This window comes from Serinicoccus sp. JS2-9, from assembly GCF_059025165.1.
Genome location: NZ_CM180091.1, coordinates 630,832 through 648,300, shown reverse-complemented (window position 1 = coordinate 648,300; position 17,469 = coordinate 630,832). Strand labels below are relative to the sequence as shown.

The following is a 17,469-nucleotide window of genomic DNA, read 5'->3' as shown; positions in this document are numbered from 1 at the left end:
TCGGTGCCGACGCATAGCGTGGCGCCCGTGACCACGATCGTCTTCCTGCACGCCCATCCCGACGACGAGGCGAGCGGCACGGCCGGCACGATGCGGCTCGCGGCCGACGCGGGCCACCGCGTCGTCTGCGTCTACGCCACCAACGGCGACCACGGGACCGCCCCCGACGACCTGCGCGAGGGGGAGAGCGTGGTGCAGCAGCGACGCTCCGAGGCGCAGGAGTCAGCGCAGGTGCTGGGCACGGCGCGGGTGGCCTGGCTGGACTACGCCGACTCCGGCATGACCGGGTGGGAGGAGAACGGCTACGAGGCGTCCTTCCACACGGCCGACACCGGCGCGGCGGCGCAGCGGCTGGCGGCGATCCTGGACGAGGAGGACGCCGATGTCCTGGTGGGCTACGACTGGCACGGCGGCTACGGCCACCCCGACCACGTCAAGGTGCACCGGGTGGCCTACGCCGCCGCCGACCTGGCCAAGCGCCGCCCACGGATGCTGGAGAACACCATGAACCGCGACCACATGCGCCGGATGCTCGAGGCCGCCCGCGACGCCGGCGCCGGGGCGGACGCCGACTGGGACCCGGACACCCCGGCCGACGACGGCAACCCCTTCGGCACGCCGGAGGCCGAGCTGCACTGGCACGTCGACGTCCGGCCGGTCCTGGCGGCGAAGCGCTCAGCCCTCGCGGCGCACTCGAGCCAGGAAGACGTCGGCTGGATGCTCGGCATGCCGCAGGAGCAGTTCGCCGCGGTCTTCGGCGACGAGTGGTTCATCGAGCCGGGCCGCGAGCCCGGCCTCACGACGGCGCACCCGCTCGGCTGAGCCCCGAGCCGTTGCCACCGGTGCCAGGGAGCGGAGGCGAGAGGAGCGACATACCCTCGGGAGGGTGAGTGACACACCCAGCCCGATGCCCGAGTCCGCCCGCGAGCTGCCGGACGGCTCCGACCTGGGCCGCGCGCTCGGCACCGACTTCCTGCACCTCGACGACCTGCTGACCGACCGAGAGCGCGAGCTGCGCGACGGTGTGCGCGCGTGGTGCGACGAGCAGGTGGTGCCGCACGCCCAGGAGTGGTGGGAGGCGGCGCGCTTCCCGCGCGAGCTGGTGCCGGGGTATGCCGCGACGCGCGTCGCGGGGGTCGCGATCGAGGGTTACGGCTGCGAGGGTCTCTCGCCGTTGCTCGACGGCATGATGTGCGCCGAGCTGGCGCGCGGCGACGGGTCGCTGGCGACCTTCAACGCGGTCCACTCCGGCCTGGCGATGACCTCGGTCCACCTGCTCGGCTCGGAGGAGCAGCGCGAGCGCTGGCTGCCCGGCATGGCCTCCGTCGACCTCATCGGCGCGGTGGCGCTCACCGAGCCGACCCACGGCTCTGACGTGGTGAGCATGGAGACCACCGCGCGCCGGGACGGCGACCACTGGGTGCTCGACGGCGCCAAGCGGTGGATCGGCAACGGGTCGATCTGCGACCTGGTCGTCGTGTGGGCCCGGGACGACGACGGCGACGTCGGGGGCTTCGTCGTGGAGGCACCGCAGCAGACGCCCGGGTGGGACGCGCAGGTCATCGAGGGCAAGATCAGCAACCGCGGCGTCTGGCAGGCGCACATCCGTCTCGACGGCGTGCGGGTGCCGGTCGACAACCGGCTCGCGCAGGCGCGCACCTTCGCCGACACCAACCGGGTGCTCGCGCGCTCGCGGCAGGCCGTGGCCTGGGAGGCGATCGGGCACGCGGTCGCGGCCTACGAGGGCGCGCTCACCTATGCCGTGCGCCGCGAGCAGTTCGGCCGGCCGCTGGCCAAGAACCAGCTCATCCAGGACGACCTCGCCCGGATGGTCACGCTCATCACCTCGATGCAGCTCATGTGCTCCCGGATGAGTGAGCTCGAGGCGCAGGGGCGGTGCACCATCGAGCACGCCGCGATGGCCAAGCTGCACACGACGACCACCGCCCGGGAGGTCGTCGCGATCGCGCGGGACATGCTGGGCGGCAACGGGATCCTCCTCGACCATCACGTCGCGCGGCACTTCGCCGACCTGGAGGCGACGTATACCTATGAAGGCAGCCGCACGGTGCAGTCCCTCCTCGTCGGCCGCTCGGTCACCGGGATGAGCGCCTTCCGCTGACGGTCCGGTGACAGCTGTCACCGGACTTCGTGCCGCGGCATCGCTACCCTCGAGGTATGCCGAACCCCACCACTCCCGAGCCGTCACCCGGCGGGCCGTCCGAGGTGCCGCACGACTGGCGTCCGGAGATCCCGCAGCCCCGTCGGGAGGCTCCGCGTGAGGAGCTGCCCGCGGCATGGCGGGCGCAGGAGGCCGCCCGGCGGACGGGTCAGCCGATGCAGCCGGGCCTCCCCGCTCACGACGACCGGCCGGTCCCGATGCGCCAGGAGACCCAGACCCTCGGCACGCTCATGGGCGACGTGGTCCGCACGGGCGCCTGGACCGCGGCGAGCCGCACGACGACCGTCCTGCTCTTCGGGGACGTCAAGCTCGATCTGCGCGAGGTCATCCGCCCCGGGGAGACGCTGGAGGTCTCGACCTTCACGGCCGCGGGCGACGTGCGGATCGTCGTGCCGCCCGGCACGCGGGTGGAGCTCTCGGGCTTCACGGCCCTCGGCAGCAGCCGGCACGACGTGGACCCCGAGGTGGCCGCCGCCCCCGAGACCGGGGCGCGCGTGCTCCTCAACGCCTCCACGCTCATGGGCGACGTCCGGGTCCGGACGATGCCGCTGGCGATCGAGGGCAAGCCGCCCCGCGGCTGGCGCTGGGTCACCAAGCGCTGACCCCCCGCCCTCTCGACGATGTCGACCACGGCTCCTCGCGCCATGGCGCGACAACCCGTGGTCGAAGTCGTCGGTCAGTGGACGTGCTTGCGGAACCACTCCAGGCTCGCGGCCCACGGGCCCTGCCGGTCGGCGAGGTCGGGCAGGAGCGGCGACAGCTCGGCGGAGAAGCTGACCGACGACTCCAGCGGCAGCAGCGAGGGCAGGTTGTCGATCGCGATGACCTCCAACGGCGCGTCCTCGGTGCCGACGTCACGGACCGGCTCGTCCCACGTCGTGATCGCGGTGTTGACGGGCAGCAGGTTGTTGTCGGACGTGACGTCGCAGGTCACGTCACCGATGGTCCGCAGCCGCCGCGGCGCGATGACGTCGTCGGGCCCGACGAAGGGCTCGCGCGGAGTGCTGCTCACCACGCAGTTGACCAGGAGGTCGTGGTCCAGCAGCGCGGCCTTGTCGAGCCGCTCGGTGTCGGCCCGGTCCCACCGGGTCACCGCGCAGCCCGCGAGCTCCAGGGCCTCGACGGCACCCCGCCCGGACCGCCCGCGTGAGCCGATGACGAGCGCGCGCTCCGGCTCGCGGCCCTCGGCGCTGGAGCGCAGCGCCGCGTCCAGGTCGGCGCGCGCCATCGGCGCCACGCCACCGGCCAGCTGCCCACGGTGCCGCAGCACCGAGAGGGCAGCGCCGACATACCCCGCCCAGAAGCCGAAGGCCACGGCGCGCTTGCCCTCGACGGTGAGGAACTCCACGTCCAGCAGCTCACCACCACCGCGGCGGAAGCGGTCGAGCGTGGCGTCGGCCCCCTCCTGACCCTTGTAGGCGTGCGCGAAGAAGACGTGCGTGTGCGCCAGGTCGGCAGGGTCCTCCGGGAGCTCCTTGATGCCGACGACGACCGTCCCCTCCGGCGCGTCCACCCACGACCCGGAGGGCGCGACCGCGCATCCGGCCGCCACGTAGTCGTCGAGGTCGACGATCCGGGTCGGCGACTCCTCGACGGTGACGTCGAAGCCGTCCGCGATGAGGCGGGCGGCGTCGGCCGGCACCAGCGGCGCCCGCTGCTCGGTCGGGCGGGCCTCGGCGCGGATCCACAGGTGGGGTGCGGTCATGGGGACAGGGTATGCCGTGCCCCGTCCGCCGCCCGCATCAGGCCAGCGCCGCCGCCATCCGGCGGACCGCCTCGGTCATGAGCTCCGCGCTGGTGCCGATGTTGAGCCGCGCGAAGCCCTCGCCGGTCGCCCCGAAGTCCGGCCCGGGGGAGAGCAGCACCCGGCCGCGCTCGAGGAAGGTCGCCGCCGGGTCGTCGCCCAGCCCGAGGTCCCGGCAGTCCAGCCACGCCAGGTAGGACGCCCGCCCCGGGTGGTAGCGCACCCCCGGCAGGTGCTCGGCCAGCAGGGCGGGCAGGGCCTGCGTGCGCGCCTCCAGCTCGGCGGTGGTGGTCGCCAGCCAGTCGCGGGACTCGGCGTAGGCGGCGATCGCGGCATACTGCCCCAGGATGCTGGGCGACCAGTCGAGCGAGGGCGAGAGCGAGTCCGGCCAGCGCCCCGCGGTGGCGGTCACGCCGACCGCCAGCTTGAGCCCGGCAGTGTTCCACGCCTTCGATGGCGAGTGCAGCGCGATGCCGACCTCGCGGGCCGTGTCGCTGACGGTGAGGAAGGGCACGAACTGCTGCGGACTGCCGGGGTGGACCAGCGGGGCGTGGATCTCGTCGGAGACGACGACCGCCCCGTGCGCGGCGGCGAGCTCAGCGACGGCGGCCAGCTCGTCGGCGGGGTAGACGTAGCCCAGGGGGTTGTGCGGGCTGCACAGCAGCACCACCTTCGCACCCGCGGCGAGCGCGCGCTCCATACCCGGGAGGTCCATCCGGCCACCGGACTCGACGTCGAGCATCGGCACCTCGACCGGCTCCAGACCGATCCCGCGCAGCCAGGGATAGAACGAGAGGTAGACCGGCGGGTTGAGGATGACCTGGTCCCCGGGCGCGCAGAGGCCGCGCAGCGTCTCCTTGACCCCCTGGCCGACGTCGGCGAAGAGCCGGGTCCGCCCTGGCGTCCCCGTCGTCTCCCAGCCCCAGACGTCGCGCGCGAAACCGGCGAACGCGTCGACCACGGGCTCGGGAGCCCCGGCATACCCGAAGTCGCTGCGCTCCACGGCGGTATGCAGTGCCGCCGCGATCGCGGGCGCCGTCCGGACGTCCATCTCGGCGGTCCAGGCGGGCAGCACGTCGTCGGGCACGCGGCTCCACTTGGCGCTGCGGTGGGTGCGCATGTCCTCGAGCGTGAGGTCGAAGGGCGAGCTCATGGGCGACAGCCTCTCAGGTGAGGTGTCCCGGGAGCGTCGCCCTCCCGGCTGATCCGTATTAGCCTCGGTGGACACATCAGGCCACGGAGTCTCAGGGGATGATGCATGACCGAGCAGACCGCGCCGCCGACGGCGTACCACCTCCGGCCCGGCAGCGGCTGGCTCAACGACCCGAACGGCATGGTCTTCACCGGCGGTCGCTGGCACGTCTTCTTCCAGCACAACCCGGACGCACCGCGGCACGACCGCATCGCCTGGGGCCACCTGAGCAGCGCCGACCTCGTCACCTGGCGGGAGCACCCGGTCGCCTTTCGCCCCACCCCGGGTGGTCCGGACGCCTTCGGCTGCTGGTCCGGGGTCTTCGTCGACGGGCTGGGCACGCCGGTCGTGGTCTACTCCGGGGTCACCGGGCCGGACGGCCAGAGCACCGTCTGCCTGCGCCGGGGGAGCGACGACCTCGACGACTGGGGCGCTCCGACGGTGGTCGCGACCACCCCGGAGGTCGACGACGTCGCGATCATGCGTGATCCGTTCGTCTTCACCCACGGCGGGCACCGGTTCGCTCTCCTCGGGGCCGGGCTCATTGACGGCACGCCGGCCGCCCTGCTCTTCGGGTGCGACGACCTCGAGGACTGGGACTACCTGGGCGTGTGGCTGACGGAGCGGGACCTCCCGCAGAAGCCCTCGTCACCGGCGGACGTGTGGGAGTGCCCGCAGCTCGCGGTGGCCGACGGGCGGGCCACGCTGCTGCTCTCGCTGCACGACCGGGGCACCCTCGGGCCGGTCGTGGGGGTCTCCGGCACGCTCACCGACGACGACGGGCGCCCGCGGCTGGAGCCGCAGGTCGTCGAGGTGCTCGACGAGGGGACCGACTTCTACGCCCCGCAGCTCGCGACCGACCACCGCGACGGCTGGTGGTTGGTGGGCTGGGTGCGCGACGAGGACGTCGACCCGGCCGTGTCGGACCACGCGGGGTGTATGACGTTGCCGCGCCGGGTCGTCCTGGCGGGCCTGGGCGATCCGGCGGGTGCCCGGCTCGTCCTCGACCCCGCGGTGGAGTCCGCCCTGGAGCTCGGGTCGGCGGAGGTCCTCGCCGCAGGTCAGCTCCCGGCGCACTCCCTGGCGCGGGCGGGGCGAGAGGGGGCGCTGCTGCGGCACGCCGAGCTGCCCGACCTGGCCTTGCCGCCAGGCTCGCTCGTCCTGGTCGACGGCCCGGTGCTGGAGGTCTTCCGGCCCGCAGCGGCCCCCGCGACCTTCCGGCACCCGCTGCCGTGGAGCGTCGAGGGTGGGGTGGAGGTCAGCGCGGTGCTGACGTCGAGTCGCGCTCCACGAGCGGACACGGGAGCACCTCGCGCCTCGGGGTGAAGCGGTCGGCGGCCGCGTCCAGGGCCATGTCGACCGCCAGCTCCCCCATGGCGGCGTGCGGGAGCGCGATCGTGGTGAGCGCGGGGACGACGTCGGCGGCCAGGCCGTCCTGGTCGTCGAAGCCGACGACGGACAGGTCCTGCGGGACCCGGAGCCCGAGCTGCGCCGCGGCCAGGAGCACGCCGAGCGCGGCGCGGTCGGTGGCCGCGAAGACGGCGGTCGGGCGCGCGGCGGGTTCGAGGAGGGCCCGCGCGGCGGCATACCCGCTCTGCACCTCCCAACCACCTTCGACCACCTGCACCGTCGCCCCGGCCGAACCCACGGCCTCCTCGAAGGCCTGGGTGCGCAGGGGTCCGGAGGCGTTGCCGGACGCTGCGGTGCCGTCGTCGCCGCGGTGGTGGTGACCCGCGATCATCGCGAGGTCCCGATGCCCCAGGCCGAGCAGGTGCTCGGCCGCGGTGCGGGCGCCACCGGCGTCGTCGGGGATGACGCTCGCCTCGTCGTCGGCGTAGGCGGTGCAGTTGGCCAGCGCGACCGGGATGCGGGCCGTCGGCGGGCGCTGCAGCTGCTGGAAGCTCATCGACGCATAGATGAGGCCGTCGACCCGCCGTCGCGCCAGCTCCGCGAGCGCCTCGACCTCCCGGTCGGGATGAGCGTGCGTGTCGATGGTCATCACCGCGTAGCCGCGGCTGGCGGCGCGCTCGCTGGCGCCGCCCATGATGCGGCCGGCGAAGGGGGAGGAGGCGATCGCGTCGGTCACGAGACCGAGGGTGCGGGTGCGGCTGCTGCGCAGGCTGCGGGCGACCTCGTTGGGCTCGTAGCCCAGGTCGGCGGCGGCCCGGAGGATGCGCTCGCGGGTCGCCGCCGACACGTTGCCCTCGGCCTGCCCGTTCATGACGAAGGAGACGGCGGTCTGCGACACCCCCGCCATCCGGGCCACGTCAGAGGCCTTGGGTCGTGGGTTCATCCCCCTAGCCTGCCTCATCGCAGGCAGCGGTCAGGCGACGCGGGTCTGCGGGGCGTGCTCCGCGGTCTTGCCGGCGTCGCGCTCGACCGTGCCGCCGAGCACCTCGTCGATCTTCGCCAGGAGGTCGGCGTCCAGCGTGACACCGGCGGCCTGCACGTTGTCCTGCACCTGGGAGGGCTTGGAGGCGCCGACCAGCGCGGCGGCGACGTTGGGGTTCTGCAGCACCCAGGCGACGGCGAGCTGCGGCATGGTGAGGCCGGCCTCCTCGGCGAGCGGCTTCAGGCCCTGCACCGCGGTGAGCACCTCGTCGCGCAGGAAGCCCTGCATGCCCTTGCCCATCGACTCGTCGGCGGCCCGGCCCTCGGTGGGCTGCTGGCCGGGGAGGTACTTGCCGGAGAGGACGCCCTGGGCCATCGGGCTCCAGACGATCTGGGAGATGCCGAGCTCCTCGCACGTCGGGACGACCTCGGGCTCGATGACCCGCCAGAGCATGGAGTACTGCGGCTGGGAGGAGATGAGCTGGATGCCGAGGTCCTGGGCCAGTGCGTGGCCGGCGCGGATCTGGTCGGCGGTCCACTCGCTCACGCCGATGTAGAGCGCCTTGCCCTGACGCACGATGTCGGCGAAGGCCTGCATCGTCTCCTCGAGCGGAGTCTCGGTGTCGTAGCGGTGCGCCTGGTAGAGGTCGACGTAGTCGGTCTGCAGCCGCTCCAGGCTGCCGTTGATCGACTCCATGATGTGCTTGCGGGACAGGCCGGTGTCGTTCTTGCCCCCGGGGCCGGTCGGCCAGTAGACCTTGGTGAAGATCTCCAGGCTCTCACGGCGCTCGCCCGCCAGCGCCTCCCCGAGGACGCTCTCGGCCTTGGTGTTGGCGTAGACGTCCGCGGTGTCGAAGGTGCTGATGCCGGCGTCGAGCGCGGCGCGCACGCACTCCCGGGCCACGTCGTTCTCGACCTGGCTGCCGTGGGTCAACCAGTTGCCGTAGGTGATCTCGCTGATCTTGAGGCCGCTGTTGCCGAGGTATCGAAACTCCATACCCCCCACGCTATGTCGAGCAGCCCTGACCGGCGAACTCGACCACGGGCTGCCATGGCACGAGAACCCGTGATGGACATCGGCGAGGGGGGGCACGTGTTATAAGATGTGTGCAACATGCAACTATCTGAGGAACTGGCACGGTCGTTCACCGCCCTGGGGCGGTTCCTGCACGAGCGGGAGGCTGACCTGTCGCGGGCGGACTTCATCGTGCTGGTGCGCCTGGCCGGCCACGAGTGCACCCGCTCCCGTGACCTCGCCCGCGCCGAGGGCCTCGACCCGTCCACGATGAGCCGTCGGTTGGCGTCCCTGGCCGAGCGCGGGCTGATCCGGCGCAGCCCCGACCCGGCCGACCGCCGGTCCCAGGTGCTCGCCCTGACCGCCGAGGGGGAGCAGGCGGTCCACGCCGAGCGCGCCCGACGGGTGGCCCTGGTCACCGAGGCACTGGAGGACTGGCCGGCGCAGGACCAGCACGAGCTGGCCCGCCTGCTGGCGCGCCTCACCGACTCGATCGAGACGCGGCGGACGGCCCAGGGCATACCAGGACTTCCCGGCAGCCCTCCGCCCTCGGGCGACCCGACCTCGACCCCGTGACACCCACCCCCCTGACCACGCGAGGAGCCTGATGGCGACCAGCACCACCCACCCGCCCACCCCGGGCGGCTCCACCACCCCGGCGGCCTTCCGCCTGAGCCGGGAGCACAAGATCGTCTTCGCCGGGCTCATGCTCGGCATGTTCGTCGCCTCGATCAGCCAGACCATCGTCGGCCCGGCGCTGCCGCAGATCGTCGCCGACCTCGGGGGCATGGACCACTACTCCTGGGTCGCGACCGCCGCGATGCTCGTCTCGGCCGTCGTCGTCCCGGTCGTCGGCAAGCTGTCCGACCTCTACGGTCGCAAGAGCTTCTACGTCGCCGGCCTCGTCATCTTCATGCTCGGCTCGGTCGTCTCGGGTCTCGCGGACAGCTTCTGGGTCCTGGTCGCCGGGCGCGCCATCCAGGGGGCCGGCATGGGCACCCTCATGCCGCTGTCGCAGACGATCATCGGCGACATCATCCCGGCGCGCCAGCGCGGGAAGTACCAAGGCCTCATGGGCGCGGTCTTCGGAGTCACCTCGGTCGCCGGCCCGCTCGCCGGCGGGCTCATCACCGACCACCTCGGCTGGCGCTGGCTCTTCTTCGCCACCCTGCCGGTCGGCCTGGTGACGCTGGCCTTCGTCGCCCGCCACATGCACCTGCCGCACCAGCGTCGCGACGCCAAGATCGACGTCGCGGGGGTCATCACCCTCGCCATCTCCATGGTCTCGATCCTGCTCGCCACGAGCTGGGGCGGCACGACCTACCCGTGGGCGTCGGTCGAGGTGCTCGGCCTGTATGCCGTCGGTCTCGTCTTCGCCGTCGCCTTCGTCGTCGTCGAGCTGCGCGCCTCGGAGCCGCTGCTGCCGCTGCGCCTCTTCCGGTCCAGCGTCTTCAGCTGGTCCAACGTCGCGGGCCTCGGCCTGTCGATGGTGATGTTCGGGTCGATCATCTACATCCCCGTCTTCGCCCAGGGCGTCCTCGGGGTCGACGCGACACAGTCCGGCCTCATCCTCATGCCGATGATGCTCGGCCTCATCGTCATGGGCATCCTCACCGGGCTGCTCGTCACCCGCACCGGGCACTACAAGCCGTTCATGCTCGCGGGGGTCGCGATCATGGCGGTCGGCGTCTGGCTGCTGACGCTGCTCTCGGAGGCCTCGAGCGCCTGGGAGCTGTTCGGCGCCATGGCGGTGGTCGGCATCGGGCTCGGTATGGCGTTGCAGCAGTTCACCCTCGTCGTCCAGAACGTCGTGGCGCGCCGCGATCTCGGGGTCGCCACCGCGACCACGCAGTTCAGCCGCAACATCGGCTCGACCGTGGGCATCGCGGTCTACGGGTCGATCATGACCGGCGGGCTCGGCGCCGCGGTGGCCTCGCACCTGCCCGCGTCGATGCGGGAGCAGGCGGCGCAGCAGGCGGGCAGCAGCCTGGACGTCGGGTCGGTGCTCGACCCGTCCTCCCTCGGTGAGGTCCCACCGGTCGTCGAGCAGGCGCTGCGGGCCGGCCTTGCCGACCAGCTGCACGATGCCTTCCTCGTCGGCCTGCCGATCCTGGCCCTCGTCTTCGTGGCGACCGCGATGATCCGGCACGTGCCTCTGCGCGAGACCCTCGAGGACGAGCCAGACCAGCCAGACCAGCTAGAGCAGCACGACCAGCTCGCTCGCCCCACCCACCCCTGACCGAGAGCCTGGTCTGCTCACTCCGAGAGCGCGGTCTGCTCACTCCGAGAGCCTGGTCTGCTCACCCCGGGCGACTCGGCTGCGCACTCCGAGAGCGCGGTCTGGTCACTCAGGGCGCCTGGCCTGCTCCGCATGACGCCCCGGCCCCACGGTCGTGCGAGAGCCCCACGGTTGAGGAATTTCCCCATGGCTCCAGCAGTGGGGCTCCACAGCAACCGTGGGGGTCGCTGAGGAGCGTAGGGCTCTAGAGCAACCTTGGGGGTCGCTGGGGAGCGAGGGGCTGCAGCGCAACTGTGGGGCGCTCCGAGAAGGTCAGGTCTCTCAGCAGTGCTTTAGGTGCGAGCTTGTCCTGATTTCGGGGTGAGGGTAGCCTCACCCGAGTGTCCGTTCACGTGACCGCCCCGGCACGCACCCGTGACCTCCGCGCAGATCTGAGCCTCGGCCTGCTGCCCGCGCGGGGTGCCATCGAGCCGACGTCTGCAGCTCTCGTCGTGTCGGACGGTGCGGGGGAGAGCACGCTCATCGACCACGGGACGCTCCGGGACCGGGTCGACACGGCCGCAGCAGCGCTGCCCCCGGCCAGCGGCGGGCGGCTCCTGGTGGAGGTGCCGCTGCGCCCGCAGGTGGACGACGTCGTGGGGTATCTCGCGGTGCTCGAGGCGGGTCACGTCGCCCTCGTGACTGCTGCCGACATCACGGCTACCTTCGGCAAGGCCTCAGACCGCCCCGGCCAGACCTGGCACCCCGACCTCGTCATGGACGGCGCGCTCGGCATCGCCGCCCAGGATGCCCACGCCGCCGAGCACGGCCCCCGCCACGAGCTCCACCCCGACCTCGCCCTGCTGCTGAGCACCTCGGGGAGCACCGGTTCGCCCAAGCTGGTGCGGCTGGGCCGGGAGGGTGTGCTGGCCAACGCCCGCGCCATCGCGGCCGCACTCGCGTTGACCCCCGCCGACCGCGGCGTGACCAGCCTGCCGCTGCACTACTGCTTCGGCCTCTCGGTGCTGCACAGCCACCTCGTGAGCGGCGGCAGCCTCACGCTGACCGACCTCTCGGTCACCGAGCCGAACTTCTGGGAACTCGTCGACGGCAGCGGCGTCACCACCCTGCCGGTCGTGCCGCACCAGCTCGACCTGCTCGCCAGCACCTGCGAGCTGGACCGCCCACACCCGTCCCTGCGCCGCATCACCCAGGCCGGTGGGCGCCTCGCGCCGGAACGGGTCCGCGCGGTCGCCACCCAGGGCGCCGGCCACGGCTGGGGCCTGTCCGTGATGTACGGGCAGACCGAGGCCACCGCCCGCATCTGCGTCCACGACCCCGCCGACGTCACCGCGGCGCCCGATGCCGTCGGTCGCCCCGTGCCTGGCACCACCCTGCACCTCGACACCGACATACCCGAGGCGCGTGGCGACGTCGGGGAGGTCGTGGTCCGTGGTCCCGGCGTCATGCTCGGGTATGCCGTCACTCCCGCCGACCTCGCGCTCGGCCGGTCCGTGACCGAGCTGCGCACCGGTGACCTCGGGCGGATCGACGCCGACGGGGTGCTGCGCATCGTCGGCCGCCGCTCCGGCTTCGTCAAGATCCTGGGGCTGCGGATCGACCTCGGCCAGGTGGAGCGGGCGCTGGAGGTCGAGCACCTGACCGCCTGCGTCACCGGAGACGACGACGAGCTGCGGGTCGCGGTGGAGCCGCAGGACGGCATACCGGTGGTGGAGCTGGCGGCCCGGGCGCGCCGCCTCGCGGCCAGGGCGAGCGGTGTCGGCGTCGGCCACGTGCGCGCCGCCGTGCTGCCGCTGCCCCGTCTGGGCAACGACAAGGTCGACCGCGCCGGCGCCGACGCGCTGGTGCGCGGGAGCGACCCGGACGAGTGCACCGACACCCGCCGGCAGGTGGACCGGCCCAGCCTCGAGGTGCGCGCCGCGGCGGTGCTCGCCGACGTGCTCGGCCGTGACGACGTCGACCTGCGCCGCACCTTCGTCGAGCTCGGCGGCGACTCGCTCAGCCACGTGCTGGCCTCCACCCGTCTCACCGCGCTTCTCGGCGAGCTGCCCCGCGACTGGCACCAGCGCCCGCTGGCCGAGCTCGTCGCCGCCGCGACACCCAGCCCGCCCGAGGCGGACGCCACTCCCGACGCCGACCCCACCCCCCGTCGCGGCCGCTGGGTCCGCCTGGAGTCCTCGGTCGTGCTGCGCGCGATCGCGGTCGTCATCATCTGCGGCTCGCACGCCGACCTCTTTCGCATCCTCGGCGGCGCGCACACGCTGCTCGTCGTCGCCGGCTTCAACGCCGCCCGCTTCGGCCTGGCTGCGCCCACCGTCCCCCCGCGCTGGCGGGGGACCGCGCGGTTGCTCGTCGGGGTCGCCGTGCCGACCATGGCCGTCGCACTCGTCGGTCTGTCCTACGGCCGCTACGGGTGGGACAACGTCTTTCTCGCGAACTGGTTGGTCGGCGACATCGCCTACGGCAAGCACAACGAGCTGTGGTTCGTCGACGCTCTCGTCGCCTGCCTCGTGCTCACCGCGGCGGTCCTCTCCCTGCCGCCCGTCGCGCGCCGCTGGCAGGTCGATCCGTGGCGGGTGTCCTACGCCCTCGTGCTCGTGGCGCTGGTGCCGCGCTTCGTCGTGCTGACCTTCGCCGACGGGGTGCTGCGCGGCATGATGCCGACCGTCCTGTGGCTCTTCGCGGTCGGTATGGCGCTCGCCCACGCCGACACGCCGGCGCGCCGCCGGTGGACGCTCGGGGCGATGGCGCTGGGGATCGCGTGGTTCTTCCCGGACGACCCGATCCGCAACCTCACCATCCTCGCCGGGGTCGTCGTGCTGGCCCTGGTGCCGACCATCCGGGTGCCCGCCCGGCTCGTACCGGTCGCCACCGTCCTCGCGGCGGCGAGCCTGCACATCTACCTCATCCAGTTCCAGATCCTCGGCTGGGTGCCCACGCCGCTGCTCGCGACCCTCGTGGCGCTCGCGGCCGGCGTGCTCCTGTGGCGCCTGACCGACGGCCCCGTGCGGCGGCTGCAGGACCTGGTCGACCCACGTCATACCCGATCCGAGAGGACCCCCGCGTGACCACGCTGTCCCGTCGCACCCTGCTGGGTGCCCTGGCCGCCTCCCCGCTGCTGCTGAGCGCCTGCAGCCGGGAGGAGGAGTACGTCCCCGACCCGGACGCGCTGCAGATCTACTCCTCCCAGCACCGCGAGGTGACCGAGGCCTGGGCCGCCGCCTTCACCGAGGCGACCGGCATCCCCACCCAGATCCGCCGTGGCACCGACTCCTCGATGGGTCACCAGATCGTCGCCGAGGGGGAGAGCAGCCCCGCCGACGTCTTCCTCACCGAGAACTCCCCGGCGATGACCGTCGTCGAGCGCGCCGGGCTGCTCGCCCCGGTCGACGCAGCGACGCTCGGTCAGATCCCGGACGGCCTGACCCCCTCCAGCGGCGACTGGACCGCGATCGCCGCCCGCTCGACCGTGCTGTGCTGGAACCCGGAGGAGATCTCCGAGGGCGAGCTGCCGGCCTCGATGATGGACCTTGCCGACCCCGCGTGGGCCGACCGCTGGGGCTGCGCGCCCGGGGGCGCCGACTTCCAGGCGATCGTCGCCGGGATGCTCGCCGACCGCGGCGAGGAGGAGACCCGCTCCTGGCTCGAGGCGCTGGAGTCGGGGGCGCAGATCTACCAGAACAACATCGCCACCATGCAGGCCGTCAACGCCGCCGAGGTGCCGGTCGGCGTGATGTACCACTACTACTGGTACCGCGACCAGGCCGGCACCCAGGAGCAGTCGGGCAACACGCGGCTGCACTACTTCGGCAACGAGGACCCGGGCGCCTTCGTGTCGCTCTCGGCCGGCGGTGTCCTCGCCGGCGCCGCGATGCCCGACGCCGCGCAGCAGTTCCTCGCCTACATCACCTCGGCCGAGGGACAGCAGGTGCTCGTCGACTCCGGCTCGATGGAGTATGCCGTCGCCGAGGGAGTCGAGTCCGACCCGGCGCTGCCGACGCTCGCCGAGCTGGACGCGCCGCCGGTCGACCCGTTCACCCTCAACAGCGACGAGGTCACCGAGCTGATGACCGATGTCGGTCTCCTCTAGCACCGGGCCCCGCACGTCGGTCGAGACGCATCCTGAGGTGGAGTCACGCTCCGGCCGGATGCCCGGGCGGCCGACGAGCCGCCTGCTCGGGGTCCTCGCGACGCTGGTCGCCGCGCTCACCGTGCTGCCCGTCGCGGTGGTCCTGGTCCGGGCGGCCTCCGGGCCGGCCTCTGAGGCGCTGGACTACCTGCTGCGGCCGCGGATCGGCGAGCTGCTCGCGCACACCGGCTGGCTGATGCTGCTCACCGTGCCCGCGTCCGTCGTGCTCGGGGTCGGGGCCGCGTGGCTGGTGGAGCGGACCGACCTGCCGTGGCCCGGGGTGTGGCGCACCCTCATGCTGGCGCCGCTCGCGGTGCCGGCCTTCGTCGCGAGCTATGCCTGGATCTCGGTGCAGCCGGGACTGGTCGGCCTCGGTGGAGCCGTGCTCGTGACGACGCTGGCCTACTTCCCCTTCGTCTTCCTGCCGGTCGCGGCCCTGCTGCGCACCCTCGACGCCGGCGAGGAGGAGATCGCCCGCTCGCTCGGCGTCGGCCCGGTAGGCGCCTTCCTCCGGACCGTGCTCCCCCGCCTGCGCCCCGCGATCAGCGGCGGCGCGCTGCTGGTGGCGCTGCACCTGCTGGCGGAGTACGGCGTGCTGGAGATGATGCGCTACCAGACCTTCACGACCGCGATCCTGCAGCAGTATGCCGTCGGCTTCAGCGACGTCCGCGGCTCGCTGCTCGCGTCGGTGCTCCTCGTGCTCTGTCTGCTCGTGCTCACCGCGGAGGTCGCGGCGCGCGGGCGGGCGCGGGTCTCGCGGCTCGGGTCCGGCGCGGGCCGACGGCCGGTGCCGCTGCCGTTGGGGCGGTGGCGGGTGCCTGCGCTGATGGCCCTCGGCGCAGTGGTCGTGCTCGCGGTGGGGGTGCCCGTCGCGGTCCTGCTGCGCTGGCTCGCCGCGGGCTCGACGATCAGCGGCCAGGGGGTGGGTGCGGGCGATCTGCTGCTGGTCACCGGGTCCACCGTCGGGCTGGCGCTCGCCGGGGGGCTGCTCGCCCTCGTCCTGGGCCTGCCGGGGGCGATTTTGCTGGACCGCCAGCACGGGGTGTTCGCGGTGCTGGTCGAGCGGCTGACCTTCGTGGCCAGCTCGCTGCCCGGCGTGGTCGTCGCGCTCGCGCTGGTGACGCTGTCGATCGCCGCCTTCCCGGGGATCTACCAGACCACCGTGCTGCTGCTCCTGGCCTACGCGATCCTCTTCCTGCCGCGCGCCATGGTGGCGCTGCGCTCCGGGCTGGCCGCGGCACCGCCGGAGCTGTCCGAGGCGGCCCGCTCCCTGGGCCAGGGCTCGGCAGGTGTCCTGGGACGGGTCGTGCTGCCGCTCGCGGCGCCCTCGGTGCTGGCCGGGTTCGTGCTCGTGGCGCTGGCGATCAGCACCGAGCTCACCGCGACGCTGCTGCTCGCTCCGACGGGTGTCGAGACCCTGGCGCTGGCCTTCTGGAGCGCGGCCGCCGAGCTGGACTACGCTGCCGCCGCGCCCTTCGCGGCGATGATGATCGCCCTGTCGGTGCCCTTGACGGTGCTGCTGCGGCGCCAGATCACGAGCTGAGGAGCAGGGAACCCGATGAGCGAGGTGAGGCTGTCCGGCGTGCGCGCCGGCTACGGCGACGTGGAGATCCTTCACGGCGTCGACCTCGTCGTGCCCTCCGGAGGCACGACCGCCGTGCTCGGCGACTCCGGATCCGGCAAGACCACCCTGCTCAAGGTCATCTCCGGCTTCCTGCGGCCGGCCGTCGGCCAGGTGGAGGTGGGCGGTCGCGTGGTGGCCAACGGGGCCGCGACCTCCTGGGTGGCGCCGGAGCACCGCGGGGTGGGCTACGTCCGCCAGGACGGCGGCCTCTTCCCGCACCTGTCGGTGGCGGGCAACATCGCCTTCGGCCTGCCCCGGCCGCGGCTGGGCCGGCGAGACCGGGTTCACCGCGACCGGGTGGCCGAGCTGCTCGACCTCGTCGAGCTGCCGCAGGATGTCGCCGAGCGGCGGCCGGACCAGCTCTCCGGCGGTCAGCAGCAGCGCGTCGCGCTGGCCCGGGCGCTCGCGCCGCGGCCCGATCTGGTGCTGCTCGACGAACCCTTCTCCTCCCTCGACACCGCCCTGCGGACGGCGACGCGGGAGGCGACGGCGCGGGCACTGCATACCTCCGGGGCGACGACGCTGCTCGTCACCCACGACCAGGGCGAGGCGATGTCCTTCGCCGACGAGATCGCGGTGCTGCGGGAGGGGGCGTTCCGGCAGATCGCCGCCCCGAGGACGGTATATGCCGAGCCGGTCGACGCGCACGTGGCGGCCTTCATGGGCGACGCGATCCCCGTGCACGGGCTGGCCAACGAGGACCAGTTCCGGTGCGCGCTCGGCACCCTCGGTGCCGCCGGACCGGGGTTGCGCGGCGCAGTCGTGGGGATCCTGCGCCCCGAGCAGCTGCGGCTCGGCCCGCCCGGCAGCGGGTCGGTCGACGCCCGCGTCACGACCGTCACCTTCTTCGGGCACGACTGCGTCGTCGGGCTCGAGCTGGAGAACGGCACCCCGGTGCGGGGGCTGCGGGCCCGCGTGGTGGGCCCGGAGACGCCGTCGGTCGGCGAGGTCGTCGGCCTGGGGGTCGTCGGTCCGGTGCGCGTCGTCCCGGGCTGAGCGGCTACCAGGCCTGG

14 protein-coding genes are annotated in these 17,469 nt (G+C 73.2%); 10 read left to right on the top strand and 4 right to left on the bottom strand.

Translation table 11 applies throughout. From position 1 onward, the window contains the following. Positions 1-27: 27 nt before the first annotated feature. From AC5PYY_RS03280 to AC5PYY_RS03270, 3 genes are all read left to right on the top strand, one after another. Complete coding sequence (locus AC5PYY_RS03280) at positions 28-822, top strand: PIG-L deacetylase family protein (RefSeq protein WP_493898373.1); 795 nt, start codon at positions 28-30, stop codon at positions 820-822. Between the two features lie 64 nt (positions 823-886). Then, positions 887-2,122: an acyl-CoA dehydrogenase family protein gene (locus tag AC5PYY_RS03275; protein WP_493898372.1), complete on the top strand. Its 1,236-nt coding sequence runs from the start codon at positions 887-889 to the stop codon at positions 2,120-2,122. Between the two features lie 56 nt (positions 2,123-2,178). Then, positions 2,179-2,784 (top strand): hypothetical protein, encoded by a 606-nt coding sequence (locus AC5PYY_RS03270; RefSeq protein WP_493898371.1) that lies wholly within the window; start codon positions 2,179-2,181, stop codon positions 2,782-2,784. A 74-nt stretch (positions 2,785-2,858) separates the two neighbouring features. Here AC5PYY_RS03270 and AC5PYY_RS03265 read toward each other — a convergent pair whose 3' ends face one another. Both AC5PYY_RS03265 and AC5PYY_RS03260 read right to left on the bottom strand, forming a co-directional pair. Next, positions 2,859-3,887: a saccharopine dehydrogenase gene (locus AC5PYY_RS03265; RefSeq protein ID WP_493898370.1), complete on the bottom strand. Its 1,029-nt coding sequence runs from the start codon at positions 3,885-3,887 to the stop codon at positions 2,859-2,861. Positions 3,888-3,924: 37 nt separating this feature from the next. Continuing rightward, entirely contained in the window at positions 3,925-5,079 is a 1,155-nt protein-coding gene (locus AC5PYY_RS03260; protein WP_493898369.1) for a MalY/PatB family protein, read from the bottom strand. A gap of 105 nt (positions 5,080-5,184) precedes the next feature. Here AC5PYY_RS03260 and AC5PYY_RS03255 point away from each other — a divergent pair, with 105 nt between their 5' ends. Then, positions 5,185-6,444, top strand: a complete 1,260-nt coding sequence (locus AC5PYY_RS03255) for a glycoside hydrolase family 32 protein (RefSeq protein ID WP_493898368.1) — start codon at positions 5,185-5,187, stop codon at positions 6,442-6,444. On the opposite strand, the gene AC5PYY_RS03250 is transcribed toward AC5PYY_RS03255, so the two are convergent. After that, positions 6,377-7,411: a LacI family DNA-binding transcriptional regulator gene (locus tag AC5PYY_RS03250; RefSeq protein ID WP_493898367.1), complete on the bottom strand. Its 1,035-nt coding sequence runs from the start codon at positions 7,409-7,411 to the stop codon at positions 6,377-6,379. The two genes, AC5PYY_RS03255 and AC5PYY_RS03250, sit on opposite strands and share 68 nt — an antisense overlap. Positions 7,412-7,441: 30 nt before the next feature. After that, positions 7,442-8,446: an aldo/keto reductase family protein gene (locus AC5PYY_RS03245; RefSeq protein WP_493898366.1), complete on the bottom strand. Its 1,005-nt coding sequence runs from the start codon at positions 8,444-8,446 to the stop codon at positions 7,442-7,444. A gap of 117 nt (positions 8,447-8,563) precedes the next feature. Between AC5PYY_RS03245 and AC5PYY_RS03240 the strand changes: the two genes are divergently transcribed. From AC5PYY_RS03240 to AC5PYY_RS03215, 6 genes are all read left to right on the top strand, one after another. Further along, positions 8,564-9,040 (top strand): MarR family winged helix-turn-helix transcriptional regulator, encoded by a 477-nt coding sequence (locus tag AC5PYY_RS03240; protein ID WP_493898365.1) that lies wholly within the window; start codon positions 8,564-8,566, stop codon positions 9,038-9,040. A gap of 31 nt (positions 9,041-9,071) precedes the next feature. Beyond that, on the top strand, positions 9,072-10,703 hold the full coding sequence (locus AC5PYY_RS03235) for an MDR family MFS transporter (RefSeq protein WP_493898364.1): 1,632 nt from the start codon (positions 9,072-9,074) through the stop codon (positions 10,701-10,703). Between the two features lie 380 nt (positions 10,704-11,083). Beyond that, positions 11,084-13,771, top strand: a complete 2,688-nt coding sequence (locus AC5PYY_RS03230) for an AMP-binding protein (RefSeq protein WP_493898363.1) — start codon at positions 11,084-11,086, stop codon at positions 13,769-13,771. Further along, positions 13,768-14,793: an extracellular solute-binding protein gene (locus tag AC5PYY_RS03225; protein ID WP_493898362.1), complete on the top strand. Its 1,026-nt coding sequence runs from the start codon at positions 13,768-13,770 to the stop codon at positions 14,791-14,793. The genes AC5PYY_RS03230 and AC5PYY_RS03225 overlap by 4 nt, the downstream gene beginning before the upstream one ends. 58 nt (positions 14,794-14,851) lie before the next feature. Beyond that, a complete protein-coding gene (locus AC5PYY_RS03220) occupies positions 14,852-16,375 on the top strand; it encodes an ABC transporter permease (RefSeq protein WP_493898361.1) in 1,524 nt (507 codons plus the stop codon). Positions 16,376-16,390: 15 nt separating this feature from the next. Next, positions 16,391-17,452, top strand: a complete 1,062-nt coding sequence (locus AC5PYY_RS03215; protein ID WP_493898360.1) for an ABC transporter ATP-binding protein — start codon at positions 16,391-16,393, stop codon at positions 17,450-17,452. The last annotated feature ends 17 nt before the right edge of the window (positions 17,453-17,469 follow it).

Excerpts from the sequence above, each read along its gene's own strand:
- AC5PYY_RS03270 (WP_493898371.1), top strand. The coding sequence starts at position 2,179 with ATGCCGAACCCCACCACTCCCGAGCCGTCACCCGGCGGGCCGTCCGAG.
- AC5PYY_RS03265 (WP_493898370.1), bottom strand. The coding sequence starts at position 3,887 with ATGACCGCACCCCACCTGTGGATCCGCGCCGAGGCCCGCCCGACCGAG.
- AC5PYY_RS03260 (WP_493898369.1), bottom strand. The coding sequence starts at position 5,079 with ATGAGCTCGCCCTTCGACCTCACGCTCGAGGACATGCGCACCCACCGC.
- AC5PYY_RS03255 (WP_493898368.1), top strand. The coding sequence starts at position 5,185 with ATGACCGAGCAGACCGCGCCGCCGACGGCGTACCACCTCCGGCCCGGC.
- AC5PYY_RS03250 (WP_493898367.1), bottom strand. The coding sequence starts at position 7,411 with ATGAACCCACGACCCAAGGCCTCTGACGTGGCCCGGATGGCGGGGGTG.
- AC5PYY_RS03245 (WP_493898366.1), bottom strand. The coding sequence starts at position 8,446 with ATGGAGTTTCGATACCTCGGCAACAGCGGCCTCAAGATCAGCGAGATC.
- AC5PYY_RS03240 (WP_493898365.1), top strand. The coding sequence starts at position 8,564 with ATGCAACTATCTGAGGAACTGGCACGGTCGTTCACCGCCCTGGGGCGG.
- AC5PYY_RS03235 (WP_493898364.1), top strand. The coding sequence starts at position 9,072 with ATGGCGACCAGCACCACCCACCCGCCCACCCCGGGCGGCTCCACCACC.
- AC5PYY_RS03220 (WP_493898361.1), top strand. The coding sequence starts at position 14,852 with ATGCCCGGGCGGCCGACGAGCCGCCTGCTCGGGGTCCTCGCGACGCTG.
- AC5PYY_RS03215 (WP_493898360.1), top strand. The coding sequence starts at position 16,391 with ATGAGCGAGGTGAGGCTGTCCGGCGTGCGCGCCGGCTACGGCGACGTG.